12 protein-coding genes are annotated in these 12820 nt (G+C 56.9%); 2 read left to right on the forward strand and 10 right to left on the reverse strand.

Annotation, left to right across the window (positions count from 1 at the left end; all coding sequences use genetic code 11):
- The first annotated feature begins 29 nt into the window (after nt 1–29).
- Both AC3GOJ_RS01205 and AC3GOJ_RS01210 read left to right on the forward strand, forming a co-directional pair.
- Nucleotides 30–3881 carry a DUF3683 domain-containing protein gene (locus AC3GOJ_RS01205; protein ID WP_488235622.1) on the forward strand — a complete coding sequence of 1284 codons (3852 nt, stop codon included), beginning with the start codon at nt 30–32 and terminating at the stop codon, nt 3879–3881.
- An 18-nt stretch (nt 3882–3899) separates the two neighbouring features.
- A complete protein-coding gene (locus AC3GOJ_RS01210; protein WP_488235623.1) occupies nt 3900–4814 on the forward strand; it encodes a bestrophin family protein in 915 nt (304 codons plus the stop codon).
- Nucleotides 4815–4888: 74 nt separating this feature from the next.
- Here AC3GOJ_RS01210 and AC3GOJ_RS01215 read toward each other — a convergent pair whose 3' ends face one another.
- The 10 genes from AC3GOJ_RS01215 to AC3GOJ_RS01260 form a co-directional block, all read right to left on the reverse strand.
- Nucleotides 4889–5308, reverse strand: a complete 420-nt coding sequence (locus AC3GOJ_RS01215; protein WP_488235624.1) for a F0F1 ATP synthase subunit epsilon — start codon at nt 5306–5308, stop codon at nt 4889–4891.
- A gap of 54 nt (nt 5309–5362) precedes the next feature.
- Nucleotides 5363–6766, reverse strand: coding sequence for a F0F1 ATP synthase subunit beta (atpD, locus tag AC3GOJ_RS01220; RefSeq protein ID WP_488235625.1), 1404 nt, complete (start codon nt 6764–6766; stop codon nt 5363–5365).
- A gap of 24 nt (nt 6767–6790) precedes the next feature.
- Nucleotides 6791–7654, reverse strand: a complete 864-nt coding sequence (gene atpG, locus AC3GOJ_RS01225; RefSeq protein ID WP_488235626.1) for a F0F1 ATP synthase subunit gamma — start codon at nt 7652–7654, stop codon at nt 6791–6793.
- A gap of 14 nt (nt 7655–7668) precedes the next feature.
- The gene (gene atpA, locus AC3GOJ_RS01230; protein WP_488235627.1) at nt 7669–9207 is read right to left on the reverse strand and encodes a F0F1 ATP synthase subunit alpha; all 1539 of its coding nucleotides are present in this window, start codon (nt 9205–9207) and stop codon (nt 7669–7671) included.
- Nucleotides 9208–9218: 11 nt separating this feature from the next.
- A complete protein-coding gene (locus tag AC3GOJ_RS01235; RefSeq protein WP_488235628.1) occupies nt 9219–9755 on the reverse strand; it encodes a F0F1 ATP synthase subunit delta in 537 nt (178 codons plus the stop codon).
- Between the two features lie 3 nt (nt 9756–9758).
- Nucleotides 9759–10229: a F0F1 ATP synthase subunit B gene (locus tag AC3GOJ_RS01240; RefSeq protein ID WP_488235629.1), complete on the reverse strand. Its 471-nt coding sequence runs from the start codon at nt 10227–10229 to the stop codon at nt 9759–9761.
- 33 nt (nt 10230–10262) lie between these two features.
- A complete protein-coding gene (gene atpE / locus AC3GOJ_RS01245) occupies nt 10263–10511 on the reverse strand; it encodes a F0F1 ATP synthase subunit C (RefSeq protein WP_162048816.1) in 249 nt (82 codons plus the stop codon).
- Nucleotides 10512–10585: 74 nt separating this feature from the next.
- Nucleotides 10586–11479 carry a F0F1 ATP synthase subunit A gene (atpB, locus tag AC3GOJ_RS01250; protein ID WP_488235630.1) on the reverse strand — a complete coding sequence of 298 codons (894 nt, stop codon included), beginning with the start codon at nt 11477–11479 and terminating at the stop codon, nt 10586–10588.
- Between the two features lies 1 nt (nt 11480).
- On the reverse strand, nt 11481–11828 hold the full coding sequence (locus tag AC3GOJ_RS01255) for an ATP synthase subunit I (protein WP_488235631.1): 348 nt from the start codon (nt 11826–11828) through the stop codon (nt 11481–11483).
- 76 nt (nt 11829–11904) lie between these two features.
- The gene (locus tag AC3GOJ_RS01260; protein ID WP_488235632.1) at nt 11905–12810 is read right to left on the reverse strand and encodes a ParB/RepB/Spo0J family partition protein; all 906 of its coding nucleotides are present in this window, start codon (nt 12808–12810) and stop codon (nt 11905–11907) included.
- Between the last annotated feature and the right edge of the window lie 10 nt (nt 12811–12820).

Here is a 12820-nt window from a genome sequence, read left to right on the forward strand (position 1 = left end):
AATTGGCCCCAATCGACCAGAATAAAATCATGAACGCACGCCTCCGCGAGATCCCCTATAACTACACCTCGTACTCCGACCGGGAGATCGTGATCCGTCTGCTCGGCCAGGAAAACTGGGCGATCCTCGACGCATTGCGTAGCGAACGCGTCACTGGCCGCTCGGCCCGTATGCTGTACGAAGTGCTGGGCGATATCTGGGTCGTACAACGCAACCCGTACCTCGAAGACGATCTGCTGCAGAACCGTCAGCGCCAAACCGCGCTGATCTCTGCGCTGCGTCACCGCCTGGCCGAAATTGAAAAGCGCCGCGACGGTAACGAGAAGGTCGCGCAACTGCTCAAGGCCACCGGCGAAGCCATTACCCGTTTTGCGAAACATCTGGACACCAGTGCTGCCCGTCGTCGCAAGGTGCTGCGCGCGCTGACCAAGCACACCCGTAAAGACAACATCGCCTTTGATGGCCTGGCCCGTGTATCGCACGTGACCGATGCCACCGACTGGCGCGTGGAGTACCCGTTCGTGGTGCTCTACCCGGATACCGAAGAAGAGATCGGCCCGCTGGTGCGCGACTGTATCAAGCTCGGCCTGACGATTATTCCGCGTGGCGGCGGCACCGGTTACACCGGTGGTGCCGTGCCGCTCACCGCTGACTCGGTGGTGATTAATACCGAAAAACTCATCGACATTGCGCCGGTAGAGTTTGTGAATCTGCCGGGCGTGGATAGCCCGGTGGGCACCGTGCGTTCCGGCGCCGGTGTGGTGACCAAACGTGTTTCGGAAGCGGCTGAACGCTCCGGCCTGGTATTTGCTGTCGACCCGACGTCTGCCGAAGCCTCGTGCATTGGCGGCAACATCGCCATGAATGCCGGCGGTAAAAAGGCAGTGTTGTGGGGCACCGCGCTCGACAACCTGGCCTGGTGGAAGATGGTGACGCCGGATGGTAACTGGCTGGAAGTAGAACGCCTCGACCACAACCTGGGCAAGATTCACGAACAGGAAACGGTGCGTTTCCGTCTGACGCGTTTTGATGCCAGCGGCAAAAAACATCTGGGCGAAGAGATTCTCTCGCTGCCGGGTGCGGCCTGCCGCAAGGTGGGTCTGGGCAAAGACGTGACCGACAAGTTCCTCGGTGGCGTACCGGGCGTACAGAAAGAGGGCACCGACGGCATTATCGTGGCTGCCCGCTGGGTGCTGCACAAAATGCCGGCACACACCCGCACGGTGTGTCTGGAATTCTTTGGCCAGGTGCGCGAAGCCGTGCCGGCCATTGTAGAAATTACCGATTACTTCAAACCCAATGGCGGTGGCCGCGATCTCGGCGTGCTGCTGGCCGGTCTGGAACATCTGGACGAGCGCTATCTCAAAGCCGTGGGCTACGCGACCAAGGCCAAGCGCCACGGTCGCCCGAAGATGGTGCTGATTGGCGATCTGGTCGGCAACGATGAGCAGGCGGTGATGCAGGCGGCCTCCGATGTGGTGCGCATGTGTAATCTACGCGCGGCCGAAGGCTTTATTGCCGTAAGCCCGGAACAACGCAAGAACTTCTGGCTGGATCGTTCGCGCACTGCGGCGATTTCCAAACACACCAACGCCTTCAAGCTGAATGAAGACGTGGTGATTCCGCTGCCGCGCATGGGGGATTACTGCGACGGTATCGAACGCATCAATATCGAACTTTCTATCGCCAACAAGCTGGCGATGTGCGATGCCCTCAGTGATTATCTGGGTGGCACCCTCACGCTGGATGCGGGTGACGCCAATGTGGGCAAGGATGTCCTGATTGGTGATCGTGCCCAGCAAGCGCTGGAAACCGTAGCGCAGGTACGCACCCGCTGGCAGTGGTTGCTGGATCATCTGGACACACCACTGGCTGACGCCGAAGCCTCGTTCGCGACGCTGGGCGTAGTGGCTGGTCCGCTGGAAAACAAAGCCGCCAACCCGGTACTGTTCCACCGCCTGCAGGATTACAGCGTGCGCGTGTCGTGGAAGCAGGAACTAAAGCCAGCGCTGGAAAGCATTTTTGACGGCAACGTGTATCGCCCGATCCTGGATCGTATTAACGCGATTCATAAAGAAGTATTGCGCGGCCGCGTGTTCGTGGCGCTGCACATGCACGCCGGTGACGGCAACGTGCACACCAACTTGCCGGTGAACTCTGACAACTACCAGATGCTGCAAACCGCCAACGCGGCGGTAGACCGCATTATGCTGCTGGCCCGTTCGCTGGACGGCGTCATTTCGGGTGAGCACGGCATCGGCATTACCAAGATCGATTATCTGCAAGATGACGAGATGGCCGCGTTCTGGGCCTATAAAGAAAAGGTAGACCCGGAAGGCCACTTCAACCGCGGCAAGCTGATGCGCGGTGGCAATCTGGATATGGCGTACACGCCAAGCTACAACCTGATCGGTAGCGAATCGATTGTGATGGAGCAATCGGGCATCGGCGAAATTTCGGCGATGGTGAAAGACTGCCTGCGTTGCGGCAAGTGCAAACCGGTGTGCTCGACGCATGTACCGCGCGCCAATCTGCTGTACTCGCCACGCAACAAGATTCTGGGCACCTCGCTGCTGATTGAAGCCTTCCTGTATGAAGAGCAGACGCGCCGTGGTGTGTCGCTTGCCCACTGGGCCGAGTTCGATGACGTGGCCGCGCACTGTACGGTGTGCCACCGTTGTGAGAAGCCGTGTCCGGTGGATATCGACTTCGGTGATGTCACCATCGCCATGCGCAACCTGCTGCGTAAGCAGGGCAAGCAGAAGTTCAATCCGGGCACTGCGGCGGCCATGGCCTTCCTGACCATCAAGGACCCGATGTTCATCAAGGGCATCCGCGAGGTGATGATCCGCTTCGGCTATGCCGCGCAGAACAAGCTGTACAAGCTGGGCAAGTCGCTGCATCTGATTCAGGATCAGGTGGCGCACCCACCGGCCACCGTGCACAAACCGGCAGTGCGCACCCAGATCATTAACTTCATCAACAAGCCCATGCCGGGCAACCTGCCCAAGCGTTCGGCGCGTGCGTTGCTGGACATTGAAGACGACAAGGTCATCCCGGTAATCCGTAACCCGAAGCTGAGCGCCGAAGAATCGGAAGCCGTGTTCTACTTCCCGGGCTGTGGTTCGGAGCGTCTGTTCTCGCAAGTGGGGCTGGCCACGCAAGCCATGCTCTACGAAGTGGGCGCGACCACGGTGTTGCCACCGGGCTACCTCTGCTGTGGCTATCCGCAAACCTCGGGCGGCCACGAAGACAAGGGCCAGCGCATCACCACCGATAACCGCGTGCTGTTCCACCGTGTGGCCAACACGCTGAACTATCTGGATATCAAGACGGTGATCGTTTCCTGCGGCACCTGTATGGATCAGCTGCAGAAGTACCAGTTCGAACGCATCTTCCCGGGTTGTCGTCTGCTCGACATTCACGAGTATCTGATGGAGAAGGGCGTGAAGCTGGATGGTGTTGAGGGTACGCGCTACATGTACCACGACCCATGCCACACGCCGATGAAGACCTATGCACCGCTCAAGGTAACAAGCGAACTGATGGGCACTGCGGTGCCGCTCAACGACCGTTGCTGTGGTGAATCCGGCACGCTGGCAGTGACACGCCCAGACATTTCAACGCAGGTGCGCTTCCGCAAACAGGAGGAAATGGAGCAGGGTGCTAATGCACTCCGCGCGGATGGCTTTACGGGTCAGGTGAAAGTGCTGACGTCCTGCCCATCCTGTCTGCAAGGTCTGTCGCGCTTCCGTGATGATGCCAACACCGATGCCGATTACATCGTTGTGGAACTCGCCAAGAACATTCTGGGCGAGAACTGGATGGCGGAATACGTTAACCGCGCCAATACGGGTAGCATCGAGCGCGTATTGCTGTAACCCCGAAAGGAGCCAATATTGATCGTTCGCCCCCATCAGCATTGGTTCCTTTCCATATTCAACTGGCGGGGTTCGGTGCTCCCGAACATCATGTCGCGGCTGATGCTCAATCTGGCAGTCTCCATCAGTGCCGTGGTGCTATTGCCCTATTACGACAGCCTTGGCCTCCACGTCACCACCGCGCCCTTCAGTCTAGTTGGTATTGCGATTGCGATCTTTCTGGGTTTTCGCACCAACACCAGCTATGCGCGCTTCAATGAAGCACGCTGCCTGTGGGGCATGCTCCTCATCACCACCCGTTCGATTACGCGGCAGATCAAAAGCATCTTTAACACCCCCGAAGACAACCAACTCGTAGCCAAATTTCTCACGGCCTTTAGCTGGTCTCTCAAGCATCAACTGCGCGGCACCGATGCCCAAGCAGATCTGGAACGCCTCCTGCCAGAGCCTTATCTTTCTGATGTTCTGAGCAGCCCACTACGCACCAATCGAGTTCTTTTGCTGCTGGGAGAATGGCTCGGTACGCAATATCGTGCCGGACGGATCAGCGACATTTTATTTGCCGATATCGATAAGAATCTGAATGAGCTGGCTCACATTCAGGGGGCCTGTGAGCGGATATCCAACACACCCATTCCTTATGCGTACGGACTGATTCTGCGCCGAACCGTCTATCTGTTCTGTACGATGCTGCCGTTTGCACTGGTAGATGACCTGCACTACATGACACCGCTGATCTCCGTCTTTATCTCCTACACTTTTCTCTCACTGGAGTATGTGGCAGAAGAAATCGAAGAGCCCTTTGGCACTGCGCCCAATGATTTGGCGCTGGATGCCATGTGTATCACCATTGAGATTAACCAGCTTGAGATGAACGATGCTGCAGCACTACCGGCATTCCTCAAGCCAGACGAGAATTATCAGCTGCGTTAAACAAAGCATACACCAAGGCATTAAAAAGGCCACCCAAAGGTGGCCTTTCCGTTTGAGGCATTGCTGCCTGAAACTTAGTGCTTGTTGCGTAGCTTCTTGATCGCAGCCAGCTGACCAATCGCGTCGGCCAGTTCTGCTTCGGCCTTAGCGTAGTCCATGCTGGTATCGCGATTCTTGAGCAGCTCTTCTGCAGCCTTTTTGGCTTCCAGAGCACGAGCTTCATCAAGATCGTGAGCGCGAATCGCGGTGTCTGCCAGAACCGTCACCATCGTCGGCTGCACTTCCAGCATACCGCCGGAAACATAGACGAACTCTTCGCCGCCTTCCGGCAGCTTGATACGGACGGCACCCGGACGGATGCGTGTCAGCAACGGGGTGTGACGCGGCCAGATTCCCAGCTCGCCCGATTCACCCGGCAGAACCACGTGATCAGCCTCACCCGAGAAAATCATCTCTTCGGCACTGACAACGTCTACATGAATTCTTAATGCCATATTTGCTCCTGATCCGCCGCGTCTTCCAACGCGGCGGGGGGATGGAACTTCCGGTTACTGCAGGGTCTTGGCTTTTTCGATGGCTTCTTCGATCGAACCCACCATGTAGAAAGCCTGCTCCGGCAGATGATCCAGCTCACCTTCAACGATCATCTTGAAGCCCTTGATCGTATCCTTGAGGGATACATACTTACCCGGAGAACCGGTAAACACTTCAGCCACGTGGAACGGCTGCGACAGGAAACGCTGGATCTTACGGGCGCGGGCAACGGCAAGCTTATCGTCCGGCGCCAGTTCGTCCATACCCAGAATCGCGATGATGTCACGCAGTTCTTTGTAACGCTGCAGGGTCTGCTGAACGCCACGGGCAACTTTGTAATGTTCTTCACCGACGACGTGCGGATCGAGCTGACGCGAGGTCGAGTCGAGCGGATCCACGGCCGGGTAGATACCCAGAGCGGCGATGTCACGCGACAGAACGACGGTCGAGTCCAAGTGCAGGAAGGTGGTGGCTGGCGATGGGTCAGTCAAGTCATCGGCAGGGACGTAAACGGCCTGGATCGACGTAATCGAACCGGTCTTGGTCGAGGTAATACGCTCTTGCAGACGGCCCATTTCTTCAGCCAGCGTAGGCTGGTAGCCCACGGCAGACGGCATACGACCCAGCAGCGCGGACACTTCGGTACCGGCCAGGGTGTAACGGTAGATGTTATCCACGAAGAACAGAATGTCACGGCCTTCGTCACGGAAACGCTCAGCCATGGTCAGACCAGTCAGCGCCACGCGCAGACGGTTGCCCGGGGGTTCGTTCATCTGACCAAACACCATGCCGACCTTATCCAGAACGTTGGAGTCCTTCATTTCATGATAGAAGTCGTTACCTTCACGGGTACGCTCACCCACGCCGGCAAACACCGAGAGACCCGAGTGTTGCTTGGCGATGTTGTTGATGAGTTCCATCATGTTCACTGTCTTGCCCACACCGGCACCACCGAACAGACCCACTTTACCGCCCTTAGCGAACGGGCAGATCAGATCGATCACCTTGATACCGGTTTCCAGCAGTTCAACAGACGGCGACAGTTCGTCGAAGGCCGGAGCTGTGCGGTGAATCGGACGCAGCTCATCGCTTTCGATCGGACCAGCTTCGTCAATCGGACGACCGAGCACGTCCATGATACGACCCAGCGTACCGTGGCCAACCGGGATCGAGATCGGGGCGCCAGAGGCGTTGACCTTCATACCGCGGCGGATGCCATCGGTCGAACCCAGTGCAATGGTGCGGGCGATGCCGTCACCGAGCTGTTGTTGAACTTCAAAAGTCAGACCCGATTCCACCAGGCTATTGCTGGCGCTATCGTCGAGACGCAGGGCCTCGAAGACTTTAGGCATGTGCTCTTTCGGAAACTGGATATCAACCACAGCACCGATGCACTGAACGACTGTTCCTTGACTCATCGTTATATCCCTAAGCTAAAAAATTCAAACCGCTGCTGCGCCGCTGACGATCTCGGACAGCTCTTTCGTAATCGCTGCCTGGCGGGTCTTGTTGTAGACCAGCTTCAGCTCTTCGATCACGTTCTTGGCGTTATCGGAAGCAGCCTTCATGGCTACCATCCGGGCACTTTGTTCCGATGCAATGTTCTCGGCGACTGACTGGTAAACCAGCGCCTCGAGATAACGCACCAGCAGATCATCGATCACGGACTTGGCATCCGGCTCGTAGACATAATCCCAGCGGCTCGGTGCCGAACCCACGGTGTCGCCCGAAAGCGGCAGCAGTTGTTCAACAACCGGTTCCTGGCGCATCGTGTTGACGAAGCGCGTGTAGGCAATGTGCAATTCATCGATTTCACCGGCATTAAACGCGTCAATCTGCACTTTGACCGGGCCGATAAGGCTGTCGATGTGCGGGTTGTCGCCCAGACCAGTAACTTGCGATGCGATTTCTGCACCATTGCGCTGGAGGAATGCGAAGCCTTTGCTACCGATCGCGGTTACCTGAACCTGAACCTTCTGTCCGTCAAGCTCGCGCATTTTATTGACGAGCTGACGTAGAACGTTGGTGTTCAAGCCGCCGCAGAGACCTTTATCCGACGTCACGAGAATGATGCCGACCTTTTTAACCTGGTCACGCTTCTCGAGGAACGGATGCTTGTACTCTGACAGCGCATGCGACAGATGCGCAGCAACGCGGCGGATCTTCTCACCATAGGGACGGGCTTTGAGCATCCGCTCCTGCGCTTTGCGCATTTTGGATGCCGCCACCATTTCCATGGCTTTGGTGATCTTCCGCGTATTTTCTACGCTTTTGATCTTTGTACGGATTTCCTTGCCGCTTGGCATGGCGCTCTCCTAGATCAAACCCAAGCAGACTTGAATGCTTCGATGGCAGCAACGAGTGCTTTCTCCGAATCAGCGTCCAGATCCTTGGACTGCTCAATCTTGTCGAGCAGCGCAGCGTTCTTATGTTCGATATCGCTGATCAGTGTACGGGTGAATTCCAGAACGCGATTCACTTCCACATCATCGGCGTAGCCACGGGTAATGGCATACAGAACCACGGCTTGCTTCGAAACGCTCAGCGGCTCGTATTGCGGCTGCTTCAGCACTTCCACAACGCGGCGACCACGCTCCAGCTGGTTGCGGGTTGCATCGTCCAGGTCTGAAGCAAACTGCGCGAAGGCAGCCAGTTCACGGTACTGGGCGAGGTCGGTACGGATACCGCCCGACAGCTTTTTAACAACCTTGGTCTGAGCCGCACCACCCACACGCGACACCGAGATACCGGCGTTAATGGCCGGACGGATACCTGCGTTGAAGAGGTCGGTTTCGAGGAAGATCTGACCATCGGTAATTGAAATCACGTTGGTCGGCACGAAAGCGGAGACGTCACCGGCTTGCGTTTCAATGACGGGCAGGGCGGTCAACGAACCGGTCTTGCCCTTGATTTCACCGTTGGTGAGTTTTTCAACGTACTCTTCACTGACGCGAGCAGCACGTTCCAGCAGACGCGAGTGCAGATAGAACACATCACCCGGGTAAGCTTCGCGGCCCGGCGGACGACGCAGCAGCAGCGAGATTTGACGGTAAGCCCAAGCCTGCTTGGTCAGATCGTCATAAATGATCAGGGCATCTTCACCGCGGTCACGGAAGTATTCACCCATCGTGCAACCCGAGTACGGCGCGATGAACTGCATCGCAGCCGGATCCGAAGCCGTAGCAGCAACGATGATGGTGTATTCCAGTGCGCCGTGCTCTTCCAGAGCGCGAACCACGTTGGCAATAGTCGAAGCTTTCTGACCCACAGCAACGTAGATACAGGTAACGCCCTGACCCTTTTGGTTGATGATCGTGTCGATGGCAACAGCGGTCTTACCCGTCTGACGGTCACCAATGATCAGCTCACGCTGACCACGACCGATCGGCACCATAGCGTCAACGGCCTTAACACCGGTTTGCAGCGGCTGCGACACCGACTTACGCCAGATCACGCCCGGTGCAACCTTTTCGATCTTGTCGGTCAGCTTGTTACCCAGCGGACCTTTACCGTCGATCGGCTGACCAAGGGCGTTAACAACACGGCCCTTCAGCTCCGGACCCACCGGCACTTCCAGAATGCGGCCCGTACACTTGACGGTATCGCCTTCGGAAATTTGTTCGTACTCACCCAGGACCACGGCACCGACGGAGTCGCGCTCGAGGTTCAGGGCCATACCCATGATGCCGTTCGGGAATTCCAGCATTTCACCTTGCATCACGTCTTCCAGACCGTGAACGCGGCAAATGCCGTCCGTAACGGAAACAACGGTACCCTGGGTCCGGGTTTCAGCACCCAGGCTCAGGTTCTCAATCTTGCTCTTGATCAGCTCGCTGATCTCAGAAGGATTCAGTTGCATTTAGAAAACTCCTAGTTCTTTAACGCGACAGCCATTGCGTCGAGCTGGCCACGCACCGAGGCGTCAAACACCTCGTCACCGACTTCAACCCGGACCCCGCCAATCAGCGACTGGTCCACGGTAACGCGCGGCTTGAGCTTTGAAGAGAAATGCTGTTCGAGTACTGGCAGTACCTGAGCAACCTGGGCATCGTCCATCGGGAAGGCGCTGATGATATGCGCTTCCTTGACACCTTCTTCATCCGATTTCAGTTCTTCGAAAAGAGCCTCAATCTCGGGAAGAAGTGCCAGGCGGCCGTTTTCGGCAAGCACTTCGATGAAGCGAGACAGCGCCTGCGGGGCTTCCACCCCCAGCACGCCCACCACAAGGTCAGTGACCTGACGGGAATTGAGCTTCGGGTTAGCAAAGCACTCCCGCATTGCCGATTCATTGGCAATCAGCGACAGACGGGCCAGCCAACCACTCCAGTCGGCCAGCGCACTTGACTCACGGCCGAGGCGGAAAACCGCTTCGGCGTAAGGACGGGCTACGGTGAGGGATTCAGCCATTTGTTACAGACCTTGCTTGATGGCAACCAGGATTTCTGCATGAGCACCGGCATTGATTTCCTTGCGGAGAATCTTTTCGGCACCCGCTACAGCCAGCGCAGCGACTTGTTCACGAAGCTGTTCGCGAGCACGAACGACTTCTTGTTCGACATCAGCGCGGGCAGCTGCCACGATACGATCAGCTTCAACCTTGGCCTGGGCCTTGGCATCTTCGATGATCTGGACAGCGCGCTTTTCAGCACTTGCCAGTACATCAGCCGACTTTTCTTTGCCTTCACGGACGACCTCAGCCGAACGCTTGCTGGCGAGCTCTAACTCATGCTTGCCACGTTCTGCTGCGGCCAAGCCGTCAGCGATTTTTTTCGCACGTTCATCCAGCGCCTTCGTAATCGGTGGCCACACGAATTTCATCGTGAACCATACGAGAATGAAGAAGACGATGAGCTGGGCGAATAATGTTGCGTTTAAGTTCACGCTACGTGCCCTCCTGAAAAAGGTTGTTCAGGATTACTTCAGCACGAACGGGTTTGCGAATGCGAACATCATCGCGATACCAACGCCGATCAGGAATGCAGCATCGATCAGGCCGGCCAGCAGGAACATCTTGGTTTGCAGTTCGTTCATCAGCTCAGGCTGACGTGCCGAAGCTTCGAGGTACTTCGAACCCATGATACCGATACCGATACAGGCACCGATAGCGCCGAGACCGATGATGAGGCCGGAAGCCAGAGCAACTAGACCGAGGATTTGTTCCATGACGACTCCTTGAAAGGGATAAGAACAGCAGGGTTAAGAGAAACTAAAGGGACTACAACAACAAACTAAGAAACTTAGTGCGATTCGTGCGCCTGACCAACATAGACCAGCGTCAGCATCATGAAGATGAATGCCTGCAGGGCAATGATCAGGATGTGGAAGATGGCCCAGATGGAACCAGCAATCACGTGACCAGCAAACAGCAGGCCACCCGACAACGAATGCATACCGGCCCACGAAGCACCCATCAGGGCGATCAGCATGAAGACCAGCTCACCGGCATACATGTTACCGAACAACCGCATACCGTGAGAAATTGTTTTTGCTGCGAACTCGATCATCTGCATCAGGAAGTTGATCGGTGCCAGCGCAGGATGAGAACCGAACGGGGCGGCAAACAGCTCGTGCACCCAGCCACCGATGCCCTTGATCTTGACGTTGTAGTACAAGCAGACGATCAGCACACCCAGCGCCATGGCCAGCGTGATGTTCAGGTCAGCCGACGGCACAATACGCAGGAATGCGTGGTGCGGGTCGTGACCGGTCGCTTCGTAGTAGCTCGACCAGATCTTCGGGAACAGATCCAGCGGCAGCAGGTCCATCGCGTTCAGGAAGAAGATCCAGACAAACACGGTCAACGCCAGCGGCGCCACAAAGAGGCGTGATTTGGCGTCGTGAATAATGCCTTTGGCCTGATCAGCCACCATCTCAACCAATACTTCAATGGTCGCTTGCAGACGACCCGGCACACCGGCTGTGGCACGCTGCGCCACAAACGCCAGCAGACCCACCGCCAGAATACCCAGCAGGGTTGAAAAGATGAAGGAATCCAGGTTGATCACGGACCAGTCGACAATTGCCTTCTGGGCCTCACCTGTGGTGTTCAGGTGGGTCAGGTGGTGAACAATATATTCACCCTGGGTTGGGCCGCTATGGGCCGCTGCGTTCGCTACGTTTTCAGTCGCCATCTCAGGTTCTTTTCGCCAATGCTAAAAAATTTACCTGCAAGGTGATCACCATACTGAGCAGCATACTGGGCCAGCTGAGGTCCGTATACAGCACGATGGCAACCGCCAACAAAATCAGTGTGAGGGCAAGCTTGAGGAATTCGTAGACGATGAACGTTGCAGCAGTCGCCACACTTGCACGACCTGCTGACGCCGCCATCAATCTCAGCGCGAACAGAAAGTTAGGCATCAGAACCGCCCCGCCTCCGATCGCAGCAGAAATACTGCCACGCCCCCCCGCAAGCAACCCTGCCAGTATCACAGCTATGATTATTGCGATCAGTTGCAGGCGTATTACTCTAAACACCATTACCTCATCGCGTTGTGTGCTGTGCCAAACAAGGCGCCTTCAAACCCCGTCACTATACGGCGAGCTTGCGCCGCCGTCAATCAAAAAAACGCTCAATCAACCCATCAAGCTGATCAAGGCTCTCAAAGCTGATTGTAATCTTGCCGGCACCCCGCTTGTTGGCGGCGATTTTGACCGCCGCCCCCAGGTTGTCAGCGAGCCGTTCGCTCAAACGCGTGACGTCGGCATTTTCCACCTTGGCCGCGCCAGCCGAGGGTTTCACGGCTGTTTTATCCGCTTGCCGACGACGCACCAGCTCTTCGGTTTCACGCACCGACAGCCCCTTGAGGACCACATGTTGCGCAACCGCCACCTGGTCGCCACCAGACAATGCCAGTAACGCCCGCGCATGCCCCATATCAATCCGGCCATGCATCAGCAGATCCTGTACCGGGTTGGCCAGGTCCAGCAATCGCAGCAGATTCGATGCGGCAGAGCGCGAACGCCCTACCGCTTCCGCGGCTTCCTGATGCGTGAGATTGAATTCTTCAATCAGACGACGCAGACCCTGCGCCTCTTCCAGCGGATTGAGATCTTCGCGCTGGATATTTTCGATCAGCGCCATCGCCAGCGCCGCTTCGTCTGCAATGAAGTGCACATGTACGGGCACTTCTTTCAGACCGGCAATCTGCGAGGCACGCCAACGGCGTTCGCCGGCAATAATTTCGTACGGCGTCGATGCCCCGGCACCGAGCGGGCGCACGATGATTGGCTGCACCAGCCCCTGCGCTGCAATCGACGACGCCAGTTCATTCAGACTGGCCTCATCCATGCGGGTGCGCGGTTGATACTTACCCGGCTGCAGGTCCGTGACCGGCAACTTGCTCGGCACATCCGTCTTGGCTGACGTTGCAGCAACCTCTGTAGGCGAGGCCGTCTTGGTACCGCCCAGCAGGGCGTCCAGACCGCGACCGAGGCCGCGGGATTGTTTCTTTGCGTTCATAGTCTTGTTC

The sequence above is a fragment of the Fluviibacter sp. genome (assembly GCF_057744235.1).

Excerpts from the sequence above, each read along its gene's own strand:
- AC3GOJ_RS01215 (WP_488235624.1), bottom strand. The coding sequence starts at position 5,308 with ATGGCATTAAGAATTCATGTAGACGTTGTCAGTGCCGAAGAGATGATT.
- atpG (WP_488235626.1), bottom strand. The coding sequence starts at position 7,654 with ATGCCAAGCGGCAAGGAAATCCGTACAAAGATCAAAAGCGTAGAAAAT.
- atpB (WP_488235630.1), bottom strand. The coding sequence starts at position 11,479 with ATGGCGACTGAAAACGTAGCGAACGCAGCGGCCCATAGCGGCCCAACC.
- AC3GOJ_RS01255 (WP_488235631.1), bottom strand. The coding sequence starts at position 11,828 with ATGGTGTTTAGAGTAATACGCCTGCAACTGATCGCAATAATCATAGCT.
- AC3GOJ_RS01205 (WP_488235622.1), top strand. The coding sequence starts at position 30 with ATGAACGCACGCCTCCGCGAGATCCCCTATAACTACACCTCGTACTCC.
- AC3GOJ_RS01260 (WP_488235632.1), bottom strand. The coding sequence starts at position 12,810 with ATGAACGCAAAGAAACAATCCCGCGGCCTCGGTCGCGGTCTGGACGCC.
- atpE (WP_162048816.1), bottom strand. The coding sequence starts at position 10,511 with ATGGAACAAATCCTCGGTCTAGTTGCTCTGGCTTCCGGCCTCATCATC.
- atpD (WP_488235625.1), bottom strand. The coding sequence starts at position 6,766 with ATGAGTCAAGGAACAGTCGTTCAGTGCATCGGTGCTGTGGTTGATATC.
- AC3GOJ_RS01235 (WP_488235628.1), bottom strand. The coding sequence starts at position 9,755 with ATGGCTGAATCCCTCACCGTAGCCCGTCCTTACGCCGAAGCGGTTTTC.
- atpA (WP_488235627.1), bottom strand. The coding sequence starts at position 9,207 with ATGCAACTGAATCCTTCTGAGATCAGCGAGCTGATCAAGAGCAAGATT.